At 61.9% G+C, this 21,745-nt stretch carries 21 protein-coding genes; 9 read left to right on the forward strand and 12 right to left on the reverse strand.

All coding sequences use genetic code 11. The features are described 5' to 3' along the window. Positions 1–32 precede the first annotated feature (32 nt). Both purD and purH read right to left on the reverse strand, forming a co-directional pair. Positions 33–1,322, reverse strand: coding sequence for a phosphoribosylamine--glycine ligase (gene purD / locus BN1123_RS10920; protein ID WP_042026979.1), 1,290 nt, complete (start codon positions 1,320–1,322; stop codon positions 33–35). Between the two features lie 110 nt (positions 1,323–1,432). Next, the gene (gene purH / locus BN1123_RS10925) at positions 1,433–3,025 is read right to left on the reverse strand and encodes a bifunctional phosphoribosylaminoimidazolecarboxamide formyltransferase/IMP cyclohydrolase (RefSeq protein WP_042026980.1); all 1,593 of its coding nucleotides are present in this window, start codon (positions 3,023–3,025) and stop codon (positions 1,433–1,435) included. Positions 3,026–3,449: 424 nt separating this feature from the next. On the opposite strand from purH, the gene zntR reads away from it, so the two are divergent. The 3 genes from zntR to BN1123_RS10940 all read left to right on the forward strand — a co-directional run bounded on the left by zntR (position 3,450) and on the right by BN1123_RS10940 (position 4,747). Beyond that, positions 3,450–3,887, forward strand: coding sequence for a Zn(2+)-responsive transcriptional regulator (zntR, locus tag BN1123_RS10930; RefSeq protein WP_042026982.1), 438 nt, complete (start codon positions 3,450–3,452; stop codon positions 3,885–3,887). Further along, positions 3,877–4,413: a dihydrofolate reductase family protein gene (locus BN1123_RS10935; RefSeq protein WP_042026983.1), complete on the forward strand. Its 537-nt coding sequence runs from the start codon at positions 3,877–3,879 to the stop codon at positions 4,411–4,413. The genes zntR and BN1123_RS10935 overlap by 11 nt, the downstream gene beginning before the upstream one ends. A gap of 115 nt (positions 4,414–4,528) precedes the next feature. Beyond that, positions 4,529–4,747 (forward strand): alternative ribosome-rescue factor A, encoded by a 219-nt coding sequence (locus BN1123_RS10940; protein ID WP_042026984.1) that lies wholly within the window; start codon positions 4,529–4,531, stop codon positions 4,745–4,747. 220 nt (positions 4,748–4,967) lie between these two features. Here the strand turns inward: BN1123_RS10940 and hemW are convergent, their stop codons facing one another. Then, positions 4,968–6,113: a radical SAM family heme chaperone HemW gene (gene hemW, locus BN1123_RS10945; protein WP_042026986.1), complete on the reverse strand. Its 1,146-nt coding sequence runs from the start codon at positions 6,111–6,113 to the stop codon at positions 4,968–4,970. A 92-nt stretch (positions 6,114–6,205) separates the two neighbouring features. After that, positions 6,206–6,802, reverse strand: a complete 597-nt coding sequence (rdgB, locus tag BN1123_RS10950; RefSeq protein WP_042026987.1) for an RdgB/HAM1 family non-canonical purine NTP pyrophosphatase — start codon at positions 6,800–6,802, stop codon at positions 6,206–6,208. Between the two features lie 236 nt (positions 6,803–7,038). Here rdgB and BN1123_RS10955 point away from each other — a divergent pair, with 236 nt between their 5' ends. The 3 genes from BN1123_RS10955 to BN1123_RS10965 all read left to right on the forward strand — a co-directional run bounded on the left by BN1123_RS10955 (position 7,039) and on the right by BN1123_RS10965 (position 9,957). After that, complete coding sequence (locus BN1123_RS10955; protein WP_042026988.1) at positions 7,039–8,202, forward strand: multidrug effflux MFS transporter; 1,164 nt, start codon at positions 7,039–7,041, stop codon at positions 8,200–8,202. Positions 8,203–8,316: 114 nt separating this feature from the next. Further along, complete coding sequence (locus tag BN1123_RS10960; protein WP_042026989.1) at positions 8,317–9,366, forward strand: oxidoreductase; 1,050 nt, start codon at positions 8,317–8,319, stop codon at positions 9,364–9,366. Positions 9,367–9,675: 309 nt separating this feature from the next. After that, positions 9,676–9,957, forward strand: a complete 282-nt coding sequence (locus BN1123_RS10965; protein WP_042027013.1) for a hypothetical protein — start codon at positions 9,676–9,678, stop codon at positions 9,955–9,957. 62 nt (positions 9,958–10,019) lie between these two features. Here BN1123_RS10965 and rimJ read toward each other — a convergent pair whose 3' ends face one another. From rimJ to BN1123_RS10980, 3 genes are all read right to left on the reverse strand, one after another. Beyond that, complete coding sequence (gene rimJ / locus BN1123_RS10970; protein ID WP_042026990.1) at positions 10,020–10,571, reverse strand: ribosomal protein S5-alanine N-acetyltransferase; 552 nt, start codon at positions 10,569–10,571, stop codon at positions 10,020–10,022. Continuing rightward, a complete protein-coding gene (locus BN1123_RS10975; RefSeq protein WP_042026991.1) occupies positions 10,571–11,125 on the reverse strand; it encodes a GNAT family N-acetyltransferase in 555 nt (184 codons plus the stop codon). Before BN1123_RS10975 ends, rimJ begins: the two co-directional genes overlap by 1 nt. A 93-nt stretch (positions 11,126–11,218) precedes the next feature. Beyond that, on the reverse strand, positions 11,219–12,115 hold the full coding sequence (locus BN1123_RS10980; protein WP_042026993.1) for a LysR family transcriptional regulator: 897 nt from the start codon (positions 12,113–12,115) through the stop codon (positions 11,219–11,221). Positions 12,116–12,208: 93 nt separating this feature from the next. Here BN1123_RS10980 and mdtH point away from each other — a divergent pair, with 93 nt between their 5' ends. Next, positions 12,209–13,405, forward strand: a complete 1,197-nt coding sequence (mdtH, locus tag BN1123_RS10985; RefSeq protein WP_042026994.1) for a multidrug efflux MFS transporter MdtH — start codon at positions 12,209–12,211, stop codon at positions 13,403–13,405. Positions 13,406–13,494: 89 nt separating this feature from the next. Continuing rightward, the gene (locus tag BN1123_RS10990) at positions 13,495–14,403 is read left to right on the forward strand and encodes a bifunctional helix-turn-helix transcriptional regulator/GNAT family N-acetyltransferase (RefSeq protein WP_042026996.1); all 909 of its coding nucleotides are present in this window, start codon (positions 13,495–13,497) and stop codon (positions 14,401–14,403) included. 96 nt (positions 14,404–14,499) lie between these two features. On the opposite strand, the gene BN1123_RS10995 is transcribed toward BN1123_RS10990, so the two are convergent. The 4 genes from BN1123_RS10995 to BN1123_RS21680 form a co-directional block, all read right to left on the reverse strand. After that, on the reverse strand, positions 14,500–14,943 hold the full coding sequence (locus BN1123_RS10995; protein ID WP_026457743.1) for a GNAT family N-acetyltransferase: 444 nt from the start codon (positions 14,941–14,943) through the stop codon (positions 14,500–14,502). Positions 14,944–15,015: 72 nt separating this feature from the next. Continuing rightward, positions 15,016–15,354 carry a nuclear transport factor 2 family protein gene (locus BN1123_RS11000; protein ID WP_042026997.1) on the reverse strand — a complete coding sequence of 113 codons (339 nt, stop codon included), beginning with the start codon at positions 15,352–15,354 and terminating at the stop codon, positions 15,016–15,018. A 166-nt stretch (positions 15,355–15,520) separates the two neighbouring features. Then, positions 15,521–17,110 (reverse strand): peptide chain release factor 3, encoded by a 1,590-nt coding sequence (prfC, locus tag BN1123_RS11005; protein WP_124240017.1) that lies wholly within the window; start codon positions 17,108–17,110, stop codon positions 15,521–15,523. A 259-nt stretch (positions 17,111–17,369) separates the two neighbouring features. Beyond that, positions 17,370–19,232 (reverse strand): GGDEF domain-containing protein, encoded by a 1,863-nt coding sequence (locus BN1123_RS21680; protein ID WP_042027000.1) that lies wholly within the window; start codon positions 19,230–19,232, stop codon positions 17,370–17,372. 199 nt (positions 19,233–19,431) lie between these two features. Here BN1123_RS21680 and BN1123_RS11015 point away from each other — a divergent pair, with 199 nt between their 5' ends. Continuing rightward, positions 19,432–20,436: a sensor domain-containing diguanylate cyclase gene (locus BN1123_RS11015; RefSeq protein ID WP_042027001.1), complete on the forward strand. Its 1,005-nt coding sequence runs from the start codon at positions 19,432–19,434 to the stop codon at positions 20,434–20,436. A 12-nt stretch (positions 20,437–20,448) separates the two neighbouring features. On the opposite strand, the gene viaA is transcribed toward BN1123_RS11015, so the two are convergent. After that, positions 20,449–21,745: ATPase RavA stimulator ViaA (gene viaA, locus BN1123_RS11020; protein WP_042027002.1), on the reverse strand; the 1,297-nt coding region annotated here is incomplete at its 5' end.

Raw genomic sequence — 21,745 nt, forward strand, 5'->3', positions numbered from 1 at the left:
TTATTATGCGGTGACTCTGGCCACGGGCGGGATTACTCATCCTGCTCCCGTGCGATGGCACGCCAGCCGATATCCTTGCGGTAGAAAACCCCATCCCACTTGATGCGGGCCGCCAGCTGGTAGGCACGTTTCTGCGCCTCGGCGACCGTGTAGCCGAGGGCGGTTGCACACAGCACGCGGCCACCCTGGGTCAGGCTGGTATCCCCTTCCAGCCGGGTCCCGGCGTGGAATACCTTCTCGCCCGCGACCTCATCCACCGGCAAACCGCTGATGGGGTGGTTGCTGCTGTAGTTGCCGGGATAACCGCCCGCCGCCAGTACCACGCCGATGGCGGCGCGGGGATCGTAGAGCGCCTCTTTCTGATCCAGCTTGCCCTCGCAGGCCGCCAGGCAGAGCTCCACCAGGTCGGACTGCATCCGCAGCATGATGGGTTGGGTCTCGGGATCGCCGAAGCGGCAGTTGAACTCGATCACCTTGGGATTGCCCTGGCCATCGATCATCAGGCCGGCATAGAGGAAACCTGTGTAGACGTTGCCTTCGGCCGCCATGCCGCGCACGGTCGGCATGATCACCTGTTCCATCACGCGCCGGTGCACCTCGGGGGTGACCACGGGGGCCGGGGAGTAAGCCCCCATGCCGCCGGTGTTGGGGCCGGTATCGCCATCACCGACCCGCTTGTGATCCTGGCTGGTGGCCATGGGCAGCACGTGCTCACCATCCACCATAACGATAAAACTCGCCTCCTCTCCGTCCAGGAACTCCTCGATCACCACCCGGGCGCCGGCATCGCCAAACGCGTTGCCGGAGAGCATGTCCCGCACCGCCTCTTCGGCTTCGCTCAGGGTCATGGCGACGATCACCCCCTTGCCAGCGGCCAGGCCGTCGGCCTTGATGACGATGGGCGCGCCCTTCTCGCGCAGGTAGGCCAGCGCCGGCTCCACCTCGGTGAAGTTCTGGTAATCTGCGGTCGGGATGGCGTGACGGGCCAGGAAGTCCTTGGTGAAGGCCTTGGAGCCTTCCAGCTGGGCGGCGGCGGCGGTCGGGCCGAAGATGGGCTGACCGGCGGCGCGGAAAGCATCGACCACCCCTTTCACCAGCGGAGCCTCGGGGCCGACTATGGTCAGGCCGATCTGCTTCGCCTTGGCAAACGCCAGCAGTCCTTCGATGTCGGTCGCCTCGATGGCTACGTTCTCGATCCCCGGCTCCAGCTGGGTGCCCGCATTGCCCGGGGCCACGAAGACGTGGCTCACCAGGGGGGAGTGTTTTGCCTTCCAGGCCAACGCATGTTCACGGCCACCGTTACCAATGATCAGTACTTTCATCGTTTCGCTCGCTTCTATTTGTGGTCACCGCCCCGGCTTGCGCCGCGACCGGTGAAAATAGTCAGTTGAAAAGAGACAACAAAAGGGCCGCCTGCGGCGGCCCTGACCCATCAATGACGGAAATGACGCATGTTGGTGAACACCATGCACATGCCGTGTTCATCGGCGGCGTCGATCACCTCCTGGTCACGCATCGAGCCACCCGGCTGGATGACGCAGGAGATACCGGCCTGGGCCGCCGCATCGATACCGTCGCGGAACGGGAAGAAGGCATCGGAAGCCATGACGGAACCCGCCACGGTCAACCCTTCATCCGCCGCCTTGATGCCGGCGATCTTGGCCGAGTAGACGCGGCTCATCTGGCCGGCGCCGACGCCGATGGTCTGGCCATCTTTGGCGTAGACGATGGCGTTGGATTTGACGAACTTGGCCACCTTCCAGCAGAACAGCAGATCCTTGAGTTCCGCCTCGGTCGGCTGGCGCTTGCTGACCACGGTCAGATCACCCAGGGTCACCATGCCGAGATCGCGCTCCTGCACCAGCAGGCCGCCGTTGACCCGCTTCATGTCGAAACCGGCCGCCGGTGCGGTCCACTGGCCACACTCGAGCAGACGCACGTTCTGCTTGGCGGCGACGGCATCGCGCGCCTCCTGGCTCACGGTCGGGGCGATGATCACCTCGACAAACTGACGCTCGACGATGGCTTTGGCGGTGGCGCCATCAAGTGGCCGGTTGAAGGCGATGATGCCGCCAAACGCCGAAGTGGGATCGGTCTGCCAGGCGCGCTCATAGGCGGCCAGCAGGTCGTCGCCGATGGCCACACCGCACGGGTTGGCGTGCTTGACGATGACGCAGGCCGGCTCGCTGAACTCTTTCACGCACTCGAGCGCTGCGTCGGTGTCGGCGATGTTGTTGTAGGAGAGGGCCTTGCCCTGCAGCTGGACTGCGCTGGAGACAGAGCCCGGCGCCGCGTGCACTTCGGCATAGAAGGCGGCGGCCTGGTGGCCGTTCTCGCCGTAGCGCATGTCCTGCTTCTTGATGAACTGGCTGTTGAAGGTGCGCGGGAAGCGGGACTCCTCGTCACCCTCCTTGTTATCGCCGTAAGAGGGCACCATGCTGCCGAAGTAGTTGGCGATCATGCCGTCGTAGGCGGCGGTGTGCTCGAAGGCGGCGATGGCCAGATCAAAGCGGGTGGCAAGGGTCAGGCTGTTGCCGTTGCCATCCATCTCGCGAATGACGCGGTCGTAGTCACCGGCCTTGACCACGATGGTGACGTCCTTGTGGTTCTTGGCGGCAGAGCGAACCATGGTCGGGCCGCCGATGTCGATGTTCTCGACAGCATCTTCCAGAGTGCAGCCAGGCTTGGCGACGGTCGCCGCGAAGGGGTAGAGGTTGACGACAACCATGTCGATGGGGGAGATAGCATGCTGGGCCATGATGGCGTCATCCTGATCCCGACGGCCGAGAATGCCGCCATGAACCTTGGGATGCAGGGTCTTGACCCGGCCATCCATCATCTCGGGGAAACCCGTATAGTCAGAGACCTCGGTCACCGGCAGACCCGCGTCGCTCAGCAGTTTGGCGGTACCGCCAGTGGAGAGCAGGGCAACACCACGCTCGTTGAGTGCCTTGGCAAATTCCACGATGCCAGTCTTGTCAGACACACTCAGCAATGCACGGCGAATGGGTCGAGCTTGTTCCATCACACTATCGTCCTCAACATAACGGGGACCGTTCCATGGGAGGCGAGGCTCAACACAGAGAGTCCCCTAATAAATGGAAGTGGGGGATTTCGCAAACCACTCTTCTTATCCAGGGACCCGTCCCTGGCCAAAGTGTTTTAAGAAATGCCCGCTTGGCGCGACGCTCTCTTATGGGCGCGTATTCTACACAAAAAATGTGACGCGTGGGGGATTTTTTAAAACAACAAAGCCTTGTGTGGCGCGGCATTAAACGTTTTCCTGTTGATTTTTGCAAAACGTTTTCACTTTCAGGGTTTTACCGGAAAAATGCCCTTCATCTGACTTTTATCTGTCCCTTTCACGCCCTTGGCTGGCAATCGACGGGCAAAGGGGCGATAGTGGAGGCGATTTTTTACTGAGCGGCATATCCAACGGGGAACAAGCCATGTATCGGATTGGGGAACTGGCCAAGGCGTGCGGGGTAAAGGCAGATACTCTGCGCTTTTACGAGAAAAACGGACTCATCTCGCCGGGCATTCGCAACGAGTCCGGCTATCGCCTCTATGGCGAGCAGGACAAGCGGCGGCTGGAGTTCATCATCCGCGCCAAGTCGGTGGGCTTCTCGCTGGCCGACATCGGCGAACTGCTGGATCTCGACACCAACAAGGCCAGGGTCACCTGCCAGGAGGTGAAGGCGGTGGCCGACACCAAGCTCGAACAGGTGGAGCAGAAGATCGTCGAGCTGACCCGTTTTCGCGACAACCTGCGGGAGCTCTCCAACATCTGCTGCGGCGGCCCGCGCTCGGCGGAGCACTGCGCCATCCTGGAGACCCTGGAGTCCGGCGCTCCCTCCCGCCACGAGCACCACGATCATGAGCACTGAGCTGCGCCGGCCCCGGGTATCCGCCTTTCTCGCCCTCTCCCTCGACGGCTTCATTGCCGGGGAGGGGGACGATCTGACCTGGCTTGAACCCTACTACGGCGACTCCCAGGAAGAGACCGGCTACAGCGCGCTGATGGCCAGTGCAGACACCCTGCTGATGGGGCGCAACAGCTACGACACCGTGAGCGCCTTTCCCGAGTGGCCCTACGGGAACAAGCCAGTGGTGGTGCTGACCCATCGTCCGGCCGCTTCCCGTGACCGCGTCTCCTTCCGGCAGGGGGCGCTGCCACAGGTGCTGGATATGCTCTGGCAGGAGGGGAGCCGCCACCTCTATCTGGATGGCGGCGAGGTGGTCAGGCAGGGGCTGCAGGCCAGGGTCGTTGACGAGCTGACCCTGTTCTGGGTGCCGGTCACTCTGGGGACCGGGGTGTCGCTCTTCTCGGGAGCCCTGCCCGATCGGCTCGCTCCCGTCTCCAGCACCCTGCTGCCGAGTGGCCTGGTGCGCGTGGTCTACCGTCCTGCCTGACCCCTTGCGCGGGGGAGGCTAGAGGCTCACAATCGGCACGTTTTTTCGCCGCCTGCCCCGGATCTGTGGTGGCAGGGGCGATAGGCAAACACGACAACCCCATCAAGGAGCCAATATGGCCAAGAAGAAGGTGACCTCCGTCACCCCAGAACCCACCCACGCCCATCAGCGTGGCATCATCCAGGACAATCACCTCAAGGCCCTGGTGACCTCCCCCCTGTTCCAGGCCCGGGTCGAGCCGAGCAAGAAGGGCAAGGGCAGCTATCAGCGCAAGGCCAAGCACGGCAAGCGGTGGGAGCCCGGCCAACAGCAGACGGTATGCGTCTGCTGCTGAGCGGGTTTCTGCTTTGGAACCTGTCCACGATCTTGCTGCGAGGCCGTGATCAAGGCTCATGTGCTGCTCGGAATCCTCATGTGTACTTCTCCGGTTCCTGCGCTGCTCTTCACCTTGCTGACAGCCTCTCGCGACAGACAGTGAACAGGTTCTTAGAACCAAAACAAGCGGGGCGCTCATGGCGCCCCGCTTGTGTTCCATCTGGTTAAAGGCGGTTACCTCATTCGTCCATAAAGAGTTCCAGCAGCACGTTCAGATAGCGATGGCCGAGGGCGGTGAGCTGCCAGCTCTCCCCCAGATCCTCGATAAGCTCCTTGCTCCGGGCGATGTCCAGTACCGTCTCCACCCGCTCCAGCGCCAGACCGGTATAGGCTTCGAACTCCGCCTTGGGAGCCGGTTCAAACAAACGGAACCGGTTCATGAAGTACTCGAGCGGCAGATCGTCCTCAGTGACCTGCCACTGCTCGTCCAGATAGGGACGGGCGAGATCCAGGTAGCCTTTCGGGTGCTTCACCTTGGCGGTGCGCAGGATCTGGCCACTGGCGAGATCCGTCACCTTGCCATGGGCACCGCAGCCAATCCCCAGATAGTCGCCAAAGCGCCAGTAGTTGAGGTTGTGGCGACACTGATAACCCTCTTTGGCGTAGGCCGAGATCTCGTACTGGCGATACCCCCTGGCGGTGAGCATGGCGTGGCCCTGCTCGTAGATGTCCCACAGGGTGTCGTCTTCCGGCAGCCGAGGCGGCTTGGAGGCGAATGCCGTGTTCGGCTCTATGGTGAGCTGGTACCAGGAGAGGTGCGGCGGCGCACAATCGATGGCCTGCTGCAGATCGTAGAGGGCGTCCTCCAGGCTCTGATCCGGCAGGCCGTGCATCAGATCCAGGTTGAAAGTAGGAAGCTTGATGGCATGAGCCAATGCGGCGGCCTTGCGCGCCTCTTCCGGGCCGTGAATGCGCCCGAGCCGGGTCAGTTTCTCCTGCTGGAAGCTCTGCACCCCGATGGAGATACGGTTGATGCCCGCCTGCTGGAAGCCGGCGAACTTGTCCGCCTCCACCGTGCCCGGGTTGGCCTCCATGGTGATCTCGCAGTCCGCCGTCAACGGGATGCGGGCCCGCACCCCGTCCAGCAGCGCCTGCATCGCCGCCACCGTCAGCAGGCTGGGAGTCCCGCCGCCGATAAAGATGGAGGAGAGCGGACGCCCCTGGGCCCACTTCAGATCCTGCTCCAGATCCTCCAGCAGGGCGGCCACGTACTCGAGGTGAGGCAGCTCCCCCTTCTGGGCGTGGGAGTTGAAGTCGCAATAGGGGCACTTCTGGACGCACCAGGGCACATGGATATAAAGGGAGAGAGGCGGCAGTTGCAGCATGGGGATTCCACTAATCAAAAATAAAAACGGGGGCTGACGGCCCCCATTGTAGATGAAATGCTTGCCGGAGTATCCCGGCGCCGTGCCCGGGCTCAGTGCGCCGCGGCCAGGGCCTCTTTCAACTTGGCCAGCGCCTGGCCACGATGGCTGAGCTGGTTCTTCAGATCGCCTGGCATCTGGGCGGCGGTACAGTCGTGATCCGGTACGAAGAAGACGGGGTCGTAACCAAAGCCGTGCTGACCGCGCGGCTCGTCGATGATCATCCCCTCCCAGCTCGCCTGGCAGATGATGGGGGTGGGGTCGTCGGCGTGGCGTATATAGACCAGCACACACCAGAAGCGGGCGCTCTTGAGATAGTCAGGGGCCCCCTTGAGCTCACCCAGCAGCTTGTCGATGTTCTCCTTGTCACTGGCGTTGTCGCCGGCGAAACGGGCGGAGTAGACACCGGGGCGGCCATGCAGCAGATCCACTTCGAGGCCAGAGTCGTCGGCCACGGCGGGCAGTCCGGTGATGCGGGCGGCATGGCGGGCCTTGATGATGGCGTTTTCGACGAAGGTGGTGCCGGTCTCATCGGCATCGGACACTGCAAACTCGCTCTGCGGGATCACCTGGATCTTCATATCGGCCAGCATGGCGGCCAATTCCTTCACCTTTTTCTGATTCCCTGTTGCCAGGACAAGCTTGTTCATCGCACACCTCCGCAAAAATAATCTGCGCATTCTATGCGTCGCAGCCGTTTAGTAAAAGCGCCAATTGTCACTAATCCCGCCCCATCCAAGGCCCGTCACAAGGCCCTGTTTGCTACCGAGAAAATACATGTTTCCGTACAGGAATAACCAAAGTGATTAAATACCATTTCTATTCATTACTGTGACTCAGTAGACTCGCGCACCAACTGATTTTTCCTGTCTTCATGAGGTGGCTGATGCCCTTGATCCTTCTGCTCGTACTTCTGGTACTGTTCGGCCCGCTGGCCATCGACATCTACCTGCCCGCCATTCCGCAGATGGCGGAAAAGCTGGGCGCAGAAGTGACCCTGATGCAGGGCACCATCACCTGGTTCCTGTTCAGCATGGGTCTGGGCCAGCTGCTGGTGGGACCACTGGCCGATCGCTACGGCCGCAAGCCCATCGCCCTGGGCGGTGTACTGCTCTACGGCCTGAGCGCACTGGGCGCAGGCTTCGCCGCCAGCCTCGGGGAGCTGATGCTGGCTCGGGTGCTGCAAGGCTTTGGCGCCTGTGCCACCTCGGTTGCCGCCTTCTCGGTGGTGCGTGACAGCTATGGCCCGAAAAAGAGTGGCCAGATGATCTCCTACCTCAATGGCGCCATCTGCTTCATTCCGGCGCTGGCCCCCCTGTTTGGTGGCTGGCTCACCGCCAAGGCGGGCTGGTCTGCCAACTTCTGGTTCATGGCCGGATATGCGTTGCTGGTCGGCGGCTGGTTGCTATGGCGCATGCCGGAGACCCGCCCGGAGGATACCCGCAGCGAGGGAGCTCTCATCAGCTGGGATCGCTACAGCCCTGTGCTGCGCTCCCCTACCTTCCTGTTCAACGCGGCGCAATGCATGCTGGCGATGGCGGTGATCCTCGCCTATGTCACCGCCGCACCGGTGCAGCTGATGGTGAAGCTGGGGCTCGACATGAACGGCTTCAGCTACTGGTTTACCGCCAACGCGGCGGTGAACATCCTGGCCTGTTTCCTGGCCCCCCGCTGCGTTGCCAAAATGGGACCGAGACGCACCCTGCGCATCGGCCTGCTGGCCCTGCTGGTGGCAGCCATCACCCTGACCCTGACCATGCATCTTGATCATCCGCTGGGCATGATGGGCCCCGTGTTCCTCTCCAGCATCGCCTTTGCCATGATCCTGGGCTCGGCCGCCGGCATGGCGCTGGCCCCCTTCGGTCAGTGCGCCGGTACCGCCGCCGCCCTGCTCGGCCTGTTCCAGATGAGCGGGGCTGGCGCCCTGGTCGGCCTCACCGGCACCCTGATGCAGGATCCCCTGGATCAGCTGGCCCTGCACATGTGGCTGCTGTTGCCACCACTGGTGGTGTTGATGACCCGCCAGGGACGGCGCTTGTGTTTGCAATAAATCCTGTGCTCTGATGAGCACATCCGGGGGCCGCTGGCCCCCTCCTCTTTTTTGTGACCCGTCGCCCGCCGGCACAGGCGCCCGACCCCGACTCATGTCAGCGGAGAAACACCCATGAGCCAGACTCTCAACGCCGCCCTGGTGGGCTATGGCTTTGCAGGCAAGACTTTTCACGCCCCCTTTCTCGGCACCACTCCGGGCCTTCGCCTCAGTTGGGTGGTAAGCCGCGATGCCGCCAAGGTACAGGCCGATCTGCCCGATTGCCGGGTCGGTTCGCTGGAGGAGGTGCTGAGCGACAACACTGTTGATCTGGTGGTGATCGCCACCCCCAACGATACCCATGCTCCCCTCGCCCGCCAGGCACTGCTGGCCGGCAAGCACGTGGTGATCGACAAGCCGTTCGCCCTGGATCTGGCGGAGGCCAAGGCGCTGGTCGAACTGGCGGAAAAACAGCAGCGGCTGCTCAGCATCTTCCACAACCGGCGCTGGGACGGGGATTTCCTCACGGTGCGCCGCCTGCTGGCAGAGGGAACCCTGGGACAGATCGCCCAGTTTGAATCGCACTTCGATCGCTATCGCCCCGAGGTGCGCCAGCGCTGGCGCGAGACGGGCGGTCCGGGTTCCGGGCTCTGGTTCGATCTCGGCCCCCATGTGCTGGATCAGGCGCTGCAGCTGTTCGGTCTGCCCGACTGGCTGCAGGCGGATCTGGCCGGGCATCGCCCGGGGTCCCTGAGCGATGACTACTTCCACGTGGTGCTGGGTTACGGCGAGATGCGGGTGGTGCTGCACGGCAGCTGCCTGGTGTCGGCCACCATGCCCCGCTTCATCATTCACGGCAGTGCGGGCTCGTTTATCAAGTTCGGCATGGATGTGCAGGAAGAGCAACTCAAGCTCGGCAAGCGCCCTCCGGCGGCCGACTGGGGCGTGGACAGCGAGCCAGGCCGGCTCAGCCGGATCCGGGATGGCCAACTGCAACAGGAGCTGGTCGCTGGTGAGGCCGGCGACTACGGTGCCTACTACCGCGGAGTCTGCGCCGCCATCCTGGGCGAAGGGGCAAATCCGGTGCCCGCCGGAGAGGCCCTGACGGTCATGGCGCTGCTGGATCTGGCACGCGAGAGCCATAGCTCGGGAAAACGCCTTGCTTGTCAGAAGCTGTCTGACTGACCACGCCGACAACAAAGATTCAAACAAAACCTTAAAACCGTTTAGATACCAAGCAGGCAAGATATAATGGTGATTAGTTGTGCAACATCACCATTTTTTGGACATTTTTAGTTGAATTTAGCTAAATGAGCAGTTCTTTTTATCTATGGTACGAAAAAATGTCATTGTGATATCCGTTTTCATCTGCAACCGTTGGGGCTATATTGCGTCCGCCTCTTGGCTCCCGGCCAATGATTGGAAAACCGGGTGAAAGGACGCACTTTGATGGTTGTCACAACCATCTCTCCATCTTTTGTTGAGGGTATACACATGAATAAAGTACTGGTAGCCGGTATCCTGGGTCTGATGTTGACCGCTTGCGGTCAGAAAGAAGAGAAGGCTGCCGCACCTGCTGCCACTCCGGCCGCCGAAGTCGCAGCAACCGTAGAACAAGCGGCCAGCGAAGCCACTTCTACCGTTGAAAAAGCGGCTGACGCCGTCAATGCAACTGTTGAGAAAGCCGCTTCCGATGCGACTGCAACCGTTGAGAAAGCTGCTGACGACGTAGCCACCAAGGTTGAAGCTGCCGTGAGCGATGCCAAGGCCAACTAAGCCAGCACCTCATTCGAAGACGGGCCCGAAGGAAACTTCGGGCCCGTTTTTTTATGGGCCGTTTACGGCGCCGGATTGATCAATGAGGTGAGGATATGATCCTCCCAGCGGCCATTGATCATCAGATACTCCCTGGCATACCCCTCCCGCTCGAAGCCGAGCCGCTCCAGCAGGGCGCCGCTGCGATGATTGGCCGGCATGTAGCAGGCCATGATGCGGTGCAGGCCATGTTCGCGAAACAGGTAATCGATGGCGACGGGCAGCACCTCCTGCATCAGCCCCTGCCCCTGGTGCTGCTGATCGACGGCATAACCCAGGTGGCACGCCTTGAATATCCCCATCAATAAGTTGCTGAAGTTGCAGGTGGCGATCACCCGCTCCCCCGCCGGATCCAGGGCCGCCAGATTGACTCCGGTGCCATGGAAGAACTGGCCATAACTCTCCTGCAACCTGGCGTGCCAGTACGGGAGGGTATAAAAGCGCTCATCCCGCAGTGGCTCCCAGGGGGTGAGGTGGGCGCGATTGCGCCGGTAGAAGTCGAGCATCATGGGGGCCTGATCCGGCGACAGCACCGTCAGGTGGGCTCGGGCCGTCTTGAGATGTGGCAGCACCATCAGGATTCCCTCAGCCTCAACCACTCATCGCGCAGCAAACTGTAGTGGACGTGATCCACCACCCGGCCGGCCAGCCGTTCGGCGCGCCGGGTGATCCCCTCCTGTTGCATTCCGAGCCGCTCGCAGACGGCCCGGCTTGGCTCGTTGTCAGTAGCGGCGCTGATCTCCACCTTCTCCATGCCCATCTCCTCGAAGGCGTGATGGATAAGGGCCTGACAGGCCCGGGTGATGATGCCGTTGCCCTGCCAGCGCTCCGCCAGCCAGTAGCCGATGGCCACCTTGCCAAGATCCGCGTCTATCTGGTTGTAGCCGATCACCCCGACCACCTCCCCCTGATACTCGATGGCAGTAGTCAGCCCCTCACCGCGGGCAAACTTCTCGATGGCGTGGCGAATGAAGGTGGCACTGTCGGCGGGGCGCAGGATCAGGGGCGGCCAGGGCAACCACTGGGAGAGGTATTCCCGGTTGTCACGGCAGAGGGCAAACAGCTCGCTCGCCATGTCGGGCTGCAAAAAGAGCAGCGCAAGCTCATCGTCCAACTGCCATGAGAACATGGGATTCTCCTTTGAAATCAGTCATCAAATGACAAAACAGCACCAATGTAGCCAATTGCTTCCAGAGGTGCCAACCCTTTTGCAGGGGGTCGCTCACCTCTCACCGCGCCACCGTTTGGCAAGGGCACGGGCTGTCGCCAGCACCGCTTCCTTGGCCGGATTGGGCCGTTTGCCACCGCGCCAGGCCATCATCACGTCCCAGTGCTCCTGGGGCAGATTGCAGACATCCAGTTTGACCAGTCGCCCGACCTCCAGATCCCGCGCGATGGCCAGCTCCGGCATCAGGGTGATAAAGCCGTGCTCCAGCGCCAGATCCCGGGCCGCACTCGCGGGCTGCACCCCGTGCAAGGGGCTGGCGGCACGGCGCAACCGCCGCAATTGCTGAATAAAGACGTCACAACCTGGCCCCCACACCTGGGGGGCAAGCCGCTGATCGGCGATGTCTTGCAGAGTCAGACCGTGGCACCCCGCCAGCGGGTGCATGGGCGAGGCGATGGCGATGATGGGGGAGCAGCAGAGCAGCTCCATCTGCAGTCCCGCCACGGGCGGGCACTTGAGCACGAAGCCGATGTCGGTCACCCCGGTCAGCAGCTCCTGCATGATGACGCCGGAGTGATCCGTGGTGCAGCGGATCTCGAACGCCTCGTCCACCAGCTCCATCAGGAGCGAGCCAAACACCACCGAAGTCAGGGAAGGCAGGCTGGAGAGACGGATGCAGGGCAGCGCCGGTGCCCCCTGCAGCGCCAGCCGCCCTTCGCTCAGGGTTGTCAGGGCCGAACGGGCCGCTGGCAGGAACTCCTCGCAGGCGCGAGTCGGGGTCACACCGCGGCGATGACGCTGGAACAGCGGCGCCCCCAGAGTCAGTTCCAGATGGGCAATACGCTGGCTCACCAGAGGTTGCGACCAACCGCGGATGGCCGCCGCCTGACTGAAACTGCCGAGCTCCGCCACATCCAGCAGCAGCTGCAAATCGTCCAGATCCATAGACATAAAAAATCCTGATATGAAATATAGGTAGTTGTCGTCTACCACTATATCTGATGCCCCTCCAGAATGGAGTCATCAATCAATAGAGAGGAAATTATGGTAGAGCGGGCAAGGCATTGGGGGCGCTGGTTTCTGGCGCTGGATACGACGCTGGTTATCCTGGGTTTCTTTGTGGTGATGCCGATGATCAGCCTGCGCTTCGTGGATCAGCTCGGCTGGGCGGCGGGGTTGGTAGGGCTGGCCCTGGGGCTGCGCCAGCTGACCCAGCAGGGGCTGGGCATCTTCGGTGGCTCCCTGGCCGATCGCTTCGGGGCTCGTCCGCTCATCGTCACCGGCATGTTGCTGCGCGCCGTCGGCTTCGCCACCCTGGCCTGGGCCGAGAGCGGCGCCATGCTGATCTTCTCCTGCTTCCTCTCCGGTCTCGGTGGCTGCCTGTTCGATCCACCGCGGGCCGCCCTGGTGATCAAGTTCACCCGCCCCGGTGAGCGGGGCCGTTTCATCTCCCTGTTAATGATGCTGGAGAGCGCCGGCGCCGTGACCGGGGCCCTGCTCGGCAGCTGGTTGCTGCGCTTTGATTTCACCTATGTCTGCCTGCTGGGCGCCGGCCTGTTCACTCTGGCGGCCCTGTGCAACTGGCTGCTGTTGCCCCCTTACCGCCTCTCCCTCAAGCCGACCCCGATGCGGCAAGGACTGGGGCAGGTACTGGCAGATCGCGCCTTCTGCCGGCTGGTGCTGATCCTGAGCGGCTACTACATGCTGTGGGTGCAGGTGATGCTGATCTTCCCCATCCTGGTCAAGCAGCTCTCCGGCAGCACCACGGCGGTTGGCTGGATGTACAGCCTGGAGACCGCCCTGTCGCTGGCGCTGCTCTACCCCATCGCCCGTTTCAGCGAGCGGCGCTACAAGCTGGAAAACCGCCTGATGGCCGGCATCCTGCTGATGACAATAGGGATAGGGCTGGTCGCCTTCGTCAACACCCTGTCGGGGCTCTTCGTGCTGCTGGCCTGCTTCTATCTGGGGATCATCATCTGCGAGCCGGCGCGGGAGACCCTGATGACCCGGCTGGCCAACCCCAACGCACGCGGTAGCTACATGGGTTTCAGCAGACTCGGACTCGCCCTGGGGGGCATGACAGGCTACGTGGGGGGAGGCTCCCTCTATGACTATGCCCTGCAGCAGGGGCAACCCGCCCTCCCCTGGCTGGTACTGGGCACGATCGGCGTGGTCACCATGCTGCTGCTGGCTCACTGCTTCGCCCGCCGCCCGGAGCTGAGAAGCCGGGCGGCAGCCTGAACCATTTTCAGGGAAATGAAAAATAAAGTTGCGTACAACAACCAAATCGCTAAATTGGTTGTTGTGCACAACAAAAAGGAAACCCTGATATGGATCCCCGCCCCCTGCGCGCCCTCTCTCGCGAGCTGGTTCGCGAACTCGGCATGCTCTCCCAGCAATGCGGCGAGCTGGCCCTCACCCCCATCGAAGCCCACCTGCTGATCGAACTGGAGAGCGGCCCCGCCACCAACCAGCAGTTGGCAGAGAAACTGCGCATCGACAAGTCCAACGCCAGCCGTCCGCTGGCGCGCCTCGCCGAACGGGATCTCATCAGCTGGCATCCCCATCCCTCCGATGGCCGCAGCAAGGAGGCTCGCCTCACCATCACCGGCCAAAGCCAGCTGCTGGCACTGCATCGGGAGATGGACTGCGCCATGGAAGAGACCCTGGCCCAGTTGACTCAGGAAGAACGCGAGCGGCTGTGGGAAGGCCTGCGTCTCTATCGCAGCGCCCTCTCCCGTGCCCGCCGCCAGCAGGGCTACCACATTCGTCCCATCCGGGCGTTCGACAATCCCCATATCGCTGCGGTGATCCGCGCCGTCTCCGCCGAATACGGCCTCACTGCCGACAAGGGTTATGGAGTCGCCGACCCGAACCTGGATCAGCTCCATGAGACTTATCAGGGCAGGGGTAGCCGCTACTGGGTGATTGAAGGGCCCGACGGCACCATTCTGGGTGGCGGCGGCATAGCCAGGCTGGCGGGAGAAGAGGAGACCTGCGAGCTGCAGAAGATGTACTTCATGCCCGCCCTGCGCGGGCTGGGACTGGGGCGACGGCTGGTGCTGCAGGCGCTGGAGGAGGCACGAACCCTCGGCTACCGGCGCTGTTACCTTGAGACCACAGAGGTACTGCGGGAAGCCACCAGCCTCTACGAGTCACTGGGTTTTGAACACCTGCCCGGCCCGCTTGGTTGCACCGGCCACGATGCCTGCGAGATCTGTATGGTGCTACAGCTCTGAGCTACACGCCGTATCCTGCCCTATATCTACCGCCCTTCTCCCAAGGAGGAAGGGCGGTAGGCAGCAATCAAGTTGAAGATCCGCCTAGCGCCGCACCTAAACCCGCTGGGTATAGTGATCAAAAGCGATGATCTTTTGATATCCCTCTGATTCATAGAGCGATTTCGCTGGGTGATTGGATGTAGCAGTCGCCAGTTTGACTGTCAGTGCATCCGTCTCTCTGGCAAAAACGGCCACCCGTCTTAACAAGGCTCGCGCAACCCCCTGCTGGCGGGCCGACTTGGTGACAAAGAGATCGTTGAGATACCACATTCGCTTCATGGCAACGGATGAAAATGCAGGGTAGAGCTGGACAAACCCCATGGCGTCCCCCGCCTCACTGCGAGCAAGAAAGATAACCGCATCGGCATTGGTTAATCGTTCGGCAATGAAGCTGGTCGCAGCACCACGATCTGGTGCCTGTCCATAAAACTGACGATAAGCATCAAACAGATCGCTGACCTCTTCCAAGTCGTCTGAAGTAGCCTGGATAATAAGCATGCAATGTCCTTATTGCTGTTTCTCTGACATGTGAGTAAAGGCCCCATATGGAACAACATGTGAATGCTCGGATCAAGAGGGGAAATAGAACCAGGCGGTGCTGATAAGGCCTTCCTCTACCTCAAAGACCGCCACACTCTCCAGCGGTTCGGGAGAGAGACCGTGGATCCGCTCATGATCAAACACCTTGTTGCCGAGCACCGTCCTCGACAACAGTTCGGCCTTCAGCAGCGGGTTGTTGAAGCGATGCTCTGCATAGAAGGTTCTCAGCGCCTCCTTGCCAACGGTGGCGGGCGATTCTGCCGGCATGCGATAGGCTTTGAACTGCTCGGAAAAGCAGGCCAGGAAAGCCTCGATATCATGGGCATTGTAGGCTTCCAGCTGTGCCTGGACGGGCAAAACGACGGGCATGGAACTCCCCAGCAAATATAATTTATTCATTTATATTGGTTTTTTACTCAATCGTCGAGAGCGGGCAAATTCCCTTCCCTCACGGTTCCCCGTAAAAGCCGATAAAAAAGACCCCGCCGAAGCGGGGTCTCTTGTCTCGTCAGCCATGCAGGCTTGCGAAGCGGTATCAGTGCTCGCGAGTCTGGCGGAACTGGACGTCCGGGTGACGCTCCTGAGCCAGGCGCAGGTTGACCATGGTCGGCGCGATATAGGTGAGGTTGTCACCGCCATCGAGGGCCAGGTTGATCTCGTTTTTGCGCTTGAACTCCTCGAACTTCTTGGCATCTGTCCCTTCCACCCAGCGGGCGGTGGAGACGTTGACCGCCTCGTACAGGGCCTCGACGTTGTACTCGCTCTTGAGGCGCGAGACCACCACGTCGAACTGCAGCACACCGACCGCACCGACAATGAGATCGTTGCTCTGCAGCGGACGGAACACCTGCACCGCCCCCTCTTCGGAGAGCTGTACCAGCCCCTTGAGCAGCTGCTTCTGCTTGAGGGGGTCGCGCAGACGGATGCGGCGGAACAGTTCCGGCGCGAAGTTCGGGATGCCGGTGAACTTGAGATCCTCACCCTGGGTGAAGGTGTCACCGATCTGGATGGTGCCGTGGTTGTGCAGGCCGATGATGTCACCCGCGAAGGCGTCTTCCGCCTGCTCGCGATCGCCGGCCATGAAGGTCACGGCGTCGGAGATGTTCACATCCTTGCCCAGACGTACGTGGCGCATCTTCATGCCCTTGGAGTAGGTGCCGGAGACGATGCGCATAAAGGCGATACGGTCGCGGTGTTTCGGGTCCATGTTCGCCTGGATCTTGAACACGAAGCCGGAGAACTTCTCCTCGGTGGCAGCCACTTCGCGGCTCTCGGCCTTGCGCGGCATGGGGGCCGGCGCCCAGTCGGTCAGGCCGTCCAGCATATGGTCAACACCAAAGTTGCCGAGTGCGGTACCGAAGAAGACCGGGGTCATCTCGCCGGCGATGAAGGCGTCGTGATCGAACTCGGGAGAGGCACCCTGCACCAGCTCCAGCTCATCACGCAGCTGCTGAGCCAGATCTTCACCGATGGCGGCGTCCAGATCCGGGTTGTTCAGCCCCTTGATCACCCGCTTCTCCTGAATGGTGTGGCCCTGACCGCTTTGATAGAGGTAGGTCTCATCCTTGTAGAGGTGATAGACACCCTTGAAGGATTTGCCACAGCTGATGGGCCAGGTGATGGGGGCGCACATGATGTTGAGCTCGCGCTCCACCTCGTCCATCACTTCCATGGGATCGCGCACTTCGCGGTCCAGCTTGTTCATGAAGGTAAGGATGGGGGTGTCGCGCAGCCGGGTCACTTCCATCAACTTGCGGGTCCGGTCTTCAACACCCTTGGCGGCATCAATGACCATCAGGCAGCAGTCGACCGCCGTCAGGGTACGGTAGGTATCTTCGGAGAAGTCCTCGTGACCCGGGGTATCGAGCAGATTGACCAGGCAGTCGGCATAGGGGAACTGCATCACAGAGGTGGTGATGGAGATACCACGCTGCTTCTCCATCTCCATCCAGTCGGATTTGGCGTGCTGGCCCGAGCCACGGCCCTTGACGGTACCGGCGCGCTGAATGGCCTGTCCGAACAGCAGGACTTTTTCGGTGATGGTGGTTTTACCCGCATCCGGGTGCGAGATGATCGCAAAAGTGCGTCTCTTGGAGACTTCACTCAGAAATTCAGCTGACATAATTCAACGTTCTTCTATTGGGCGGCGGCCTTGGCCACCGTGGGAATAAATCCGGGATGCCGCATTCGACTCACGGCACATCTGTATGCAGCGCATGCCACGCCGGCAGGCATCAGGCCAGCCAGGTGGAAAAAGGGGGAAAGCGTTGCATTACATGGGTCGTCTCGCCTGAGTCAAAGCAAAATTGCGCGGCATTATACCCGCGCGAGCGAAAAATACCCAGCCTGGCATGGTGGAGAAATCCGCAAGGTACACGTCAAGCCTATTGAGCCAGCACCACCCGGTTGCGCCCGGTCTGCTTGGCCTGGTACATGGCCTCGTCGGCCCGCCGGATCAGGGCACTCAGGGTATCATCGAGGGAGCCATACTGGGCGCAGCCTATGCTGACATGGACAAAACGCCCCTCCGGCATCCCGTCTATGCACAGCTGGGAGACCCGCTGGCGGATCCGCTCTGCCACCTCGGCTGCCTCCTCGAGTCTGGTGTCGGGCAGCAGCACCAGAAACTCCTCGCCGCCGTTGCGTCCCACCTCGTCCTGCACCCGCAGCTGCTCACCGAGGCAACGAGCCACCGCCTTGAGTACCATGTCCCCCATGTGGTGGCCCAGCTGATCATTGACCTGCTTGAAGTGATCGATATCCAGCAACAAGACGCTCAGGGAAGGACCACCACTTTTTGCCTGATCGAAACAGGCCTGACCCCGCGCCATGATCTGGCGACGATTGTGGAGACCGGTCAGCTCGTCCGTCATGGCCAGCCGCCTCATCTTGCGGCTGCGGTTGAAGAGATAGAGCACCAACATGCCCATCACCACCAGCAGCAGAGCCACCACGGCGAATTGCCACTGGCGGCGCTCCTGCAGTTGCTTGAGCTTGGCTTCCTGCAACAGCTGTTTGGTCTTGAGGGTCTGGTTTTCCAGCTCCTTGCGGGCCAGATCGAACTCGAAGCGCATCTGCAAGGAGCGCTGCTCCCTGAGCACCAGCTCGGTGGCATGCCGGGTCTGCACATACTGCTTGAGGCTGGCCAGCGCATCGCCGACCCGGCCCTGGCGCTCAAAGATGCGCGAGCGCAGACCATAGACACGGATCAGAAAACGCTGGTTATTCTCCCTGGCGAAAACGGTCTCCGCCCGCGCCAGATAGTCGAGGGCCCTGGTTTGCTCTCCCGAGGCATCCAGCACCATGGCCATCACCAATTGCCAATGCGCCAGGGTCACGCTGTCGCTCCCCTCGCGATCGTGCAGCAGCACTTCGGCCTGTTTCAGCTTGGCTTTGGCCTCACTCACCTTGTTCTGGTTGAGCAGCATGGTGGCCACCTCGATCTGGCTCCAGGCCAGCAGTCCCTCCTGACGCTGGGACTGATAGTAGCGCTCGGCCTCCTGCATCAGGGGCAGGGCCCGGTCGAACTCGTCCATTTCGGCGTAAAGCAGCGCCTGCTGGGCATGGATATCCACCAGCTGTTCCCGGGCCCCGAGCTGGCGATAGTCCTGCTCCAGTTCCTTGAAATAGTCGTCGGCTCGCTCATAGAGCCCCATGCGCCGATAGGAGTTGGCAATCAGGGTCAATACTTCCCGCCCCTTGTCCTCAATGCCCAGATCTTCATAGCGCTGGTACGCTTCGATAAGCTCCTTCAGCCCCTCGGCCAGCTTGCCCTGATAGGAGTAGAGTTCGCCACGATAACTGAGGACATCGGCCTCTTGCATCCGATCCCCAAGCTCCCGCGCCAACCCCTGTGCCTGCCCAAAATCGGCCAGCGCCAGCTTCATGTTGCCGAGCATCTGCTGGTGAAAGCCGCGACAGACAAGCAGTCCGGTTTCGGTGAGCCGATCCTTGCGCGCCCTGGCGATGGCCAGCTCCTTGTCGGCAAAAGCCACCACGGCGCGATACTCGCTGTCCCGCTCGGCTGGCATGGCCCGACACTGCAGCCGGGCAATCCGGCCCTGCACGTCGGGGGAATAGGCGTCGCGATTGGCCGCCAGGGCGGCGACCCGCAATCGGTAGATGCGATCGGGCAGGCCCCCCTCTTCCAGCGCTTGCAACTCTTTGGATAATTGCGGCTCGCCAAGGGGGCCTCGTGCCGCCCAAGCAGGAGAGCAAGCCAGACACGCCCACAGGATCAAGGTCATGCAACGCTTCATGCCGGATCAGGTTCCCCATTCGATAGCACTGATACTCTGATAACTCATCATATCGTTCCTTGTCCGACCTGGCAGCAAACCTTATGCCAAATCCGGTTTTTAGCCCTCCTCACAATGACGAAATCCGGCGCTTTACAGGAGCAGACCCAGCATCGACTATATGTTCTTTTTGCAGGGATGTGGCGGGATGACATACGAGGAGTTGCAGGCTGCCTATGCCAGGCTGCAGCTGGAAAACGAGCGGCTAAAGCGCATCGCCGACGATGCCCGCGAAAAACTGGGCGCAGCCATGGATGGTACCGGCCTGTGCATCTGGCAAAACCACATCCCCACCGGCAAGCTCATCATCTTCAACCGCCGCTGGGGCGCCATGCTGGGATTTCAGCCCAAGGAGCTGTCTGCCCATTTCGACGTCTGGCGCGAGCACCTGCACCCGGAAGACAGGGAGCGGGTGCTGCAGGCCTTCTTCGACCATCTGAGCGGCAAGAGCCCCTTTTATCAGGTGATGCACCGGATGATCGCCAAGGATGGCAAGACCACCTGGGTGCTGGATCGGGGCCGCGTGGTGGAACGGGATGAACAGGGCAACCCCATCCGGGTGATGGGCACCCACATCGACATCACCCACGAGAAGGAGTACGAGCAGCAGCTGGCCCGGCTCGCCCATCGGGATCCCCTCACCGGCCTTGCCAACCGCACCGCCTTGCAACGCAAGTTCAACCAGGGTTTCAAATCCATCTGCTTCATCGATCTCGATGACTTCAAACAGGTCAATGACAACCTGGGCCACCGGGCCGGCGACGAGCTGCTGGTCGCTCTGACCCAGCGTCTCAGGCAGTGCTGTCCGGAAGAGAGCGAACTGGGGCGCATCGGCGGCGACGAGTTTGTGCTGCTGCTCCCCTGGGAGAGCGAGGATCCCCGCACCCACGAGCTGGCCCGACTCTGCATCGAGCTCATCTCGACCCCCTTCCCCCTCGCCAACGGCGACGGGCATGTGGGTCTGAGCATGGGAATTGCGGCCATCCGGCCCCAGGATGACTTCGGCGCCGCCCTGGCCCGGGCCGATCAGGCCATGTACCTGGTCAAGCGCAGCGGCAAACGGGGCTTTCACATCTCCCGTCCGAGCGGTCAGCCACTGCTGGATCAGGAACAGGTCAACGAACGCGCCTTGAGCCACACCCCGGCTCACTGACAGCGGGATCCCTCAGTGCTGCTGCCAGCGGCGCAGCAGGCGGCCACGCAGGCCGCAATCCAGCAACCAGCTGTTGTCGAATACCCGCAGCAGAGCCTGCTTGGCGTGGCGAGACATGGCGACGGCGTGAAAGCGGGTCTCGCGATGGCGATAGCGGTTCATCTGATCGAGCAGGGGGTGGGGCAGACTCTGGGCGATGAAGTCGGAGATCACCAGCACATCCGCCTTGGCAAAGGCAGGCTCGTCGAGCTTGAGCAGCGCCTTCTCGAGACAGGGCACCAGATCGGTACCGCCGTGAAAACTCATGGAGAGGAAGCGCTCCGCCTTGTCCAGCCCGGTGTCAGCGGTGATCTCCAGGGTCGCCACCTCGGTGGAGAAGAGCATCAGATAGCAGCCGCGCTTCTCGTCCATCGCCACCTTGAGCAGCGCCAGAAACAGCGCCTTGGCGCACTCTTCCGGATAACCGCCCATGGAGCCCGACGTATCGACGCAGACGATGAAGGGCCCCCGCTGCTGCAACTGGTGTCCCCCCTGTTCCGGGGTGCGCAGCATGATGCGCTGGCGTGGCAGGGTACCCCGTGACTGGTAGCTGAGCAGGCGCCGCTCCAGATAGCGGCGATAGAACTCCAGCTCCAGCTCCGGCAGCCCCAGCATCACAGCCTCGCTCGGCAGCAGCCGCATCAGGTCGCTGGCCTGATGGATCCCCACCAGATCATCGGGCACATCATCGCTGGGGGCGGGTTCGAGCTCCAGCATCTGCACCGGCGGCACCGGCTGCTCCTGCGCCTGCCGATCCCGCTCGCTGCGCCCAAGCTGGGCGGCTATTTCAGCCAGCAGGGGTTCCCGCTGCAACATGCGGGCATACTGCTTGACCAGCACCAGACTGCGCTTGTGCCAGCTGCCCTGGGCCAGATCCCACAAGCCACCGGCCGAGATCTGGTGGGGATCGAGGGCATCGGCCAGGGTGCGGCTCGCCAGCAGCTGATCCTCGATCTCCTGGCGCTGCTTCTCCCGCTCCGCCTCGGCGATCTGCTGCTGCAGTTGCAGCAAACTGCCCACCAGGCTGGCACGCCACTTCTCGACAAACAGCTGGCGCAGGCTCTCGGTCGGATGAGCCACCAGCTGGCGCACCAGGCTGCGGGCTTCGCCGGCGAACGGGCTGTACTGCTCGAGCGCCTCCAGCAGCGTCGGCAAGCGGCCGATAAGCTCGGTCATCGGTAGCTGGCGATGCGCCTGATAGAGCAGGTACTCCTGCTCCAGCGCCACCGGCACCGGCTTGTGGCGGATCTCCTCGCCAAGCTGTTCGCCC

It is taken from the genome of Aeromonas enteropelogenes (assembly GCF_000819845.1).
Taxonomy (GTDB): domain Bacteria; phylum Pseudomonadota; class Gammaproteobacteria; order Enterobacterales; family Aeromonadaceae; genus Aeromonas; species Aeromonas enteropelogenes.

Excerpts from the sequence above, each read along its gene's own strand:
- purD (WP_042026979.1), bottom strand. The coding sequence starts at position 1,322 with ATGAAAGTACTGATCATTGGTAACGGTGGCCGTGAACATGCGTTGGCC.
- purH (WP_042026980.1), bottom strand. The coding sequence starts at position 3,025 with ATGGAACAAGCTCGACCCATTCGCCGTGCATTGCTGAGTGTGTCTGAC.
- zntR (WP_042026982.1), top strand. The coding sequence starts at position 3,450 with ATGTATCGGATTGGGGAACTGGCCAAGGCGTGCGGGGTAAAGGCAGAT.
- BN1123_RS10935 (WP_042026983.1), top strand. The coding sequence starts at position 3,877 with ATGAGCACTGAGCTGCGCCGGCCCCGGGTATCCGCCTTTCTCGCCCTC.
- BN1123_RS10940 (WP_042026984.1), top strand. The coding sequence starts at position 4,529 with ATGGCCAAGAAGAAGGTGACCTCCGTCACCCCAGAACCCACCCACGCC.
- hemW (WP_042026986.1), bottom strand. The coding sequence starts at position 6,113 with ATGCTGCAACTGCCGCCTCTCTCCCTTTATATCCATGTGCCCTGGTGC.
- rdgB (WP_042026987.1), bottom strand. The coding sequence starts at position 6,802 with ATGAACAAGCTTGTCCTGGCAACAGGGAATCAGAAAAAGGTGAAGGAA.
- BN1123_RS10955 (WP_042026988.1), top strand. The coding sequence starts at position 7,039 with ATGCCCTTGATCCTTCTGCTCGTACTTCTGGTACTGTTCGGCCCGCTG.
- BN1123_RS10960 (WP_042026989.1), top strand. The coding sequence starts at position 8,317 with ATGAGCCAGACTCTCAACGCCGCCCTGGTGGGCTATGGCTTTGCAGGC.
- BN1123_RS10965 (WP_042027013.1), top strand. The coding sequence starts at position 9,676 with ATGAATAAAGTACTGGTAGCCGGTATCCTGGGTCTGATGTTGACCGCT.
- rimJ (WP_042026990.1), bottom strand. The coding sequence starts at position 10,571 with ATGGTGCTGCCACATCTCAAGACGGCCCGAGCCCACCTGACGGTGCTG.
- BN1123_RS10975 (WP_042026991.1), bottom strand. The coding sequence starts at position 11,125 with ATGTTCTCATGGCAGTTGGACGATGAGCTTGCGCTGCTCTTTTTGCAG.
- BN1123_RS10980 (WP_042026993.1), bottom strand. The coding sequence starts at position 12,115 with ATGTCTATGGATCTGGACGATTTGCAGCTGCTGCTGGATGTGGCGGAG.
- mdtH (WP_042026994.1), top strand. The coding sequence starts at position 12,209 with ATGGTAGAGCGGGCAAGGCATTGGGGGCGCTGGTTTCTGGCGCTGGAT.
- BN1123_RS10990 (WP_042026996.1), top strand. The coding sequence starts at position 13,495 with ATGGATCCCCGCCCCCTGCGCGCCCTCTCTCGCGAGCTGGTTCGCGAA.
- BN1123_RS10995 (WP_026457743.1), bottom strand. The coding sequence starts at position 14,943 with ATGCTTATTATCCAGGCTACTTCAGACGACTTGGAAGAGGTCAGCGAT.
- BN1123_RS11000 (WP_042026997.1), bottom strand. The coding sequence starts at position 15,354 with ATGCCCGTCGTTTTGCCCGTCCAGGCACAGCTGGAAGCCTACAATGCC.
- BN1123_RS21680 (WP_042027000.1), bottom strand. The coding sequence starts at position 19,232 with ATGACCTTGATCCTGTGGGCGTGTCTGGCTTGCTCTCCTGCTTGGGCG.
- BN1123_RS11015 (WP_042027001.1), top strand. The coding sequence starts at position 19,432 with ATGACATACGAGGAGTTGCAGGCTGCCTATGCCAGGCTGCAGCTGGAA.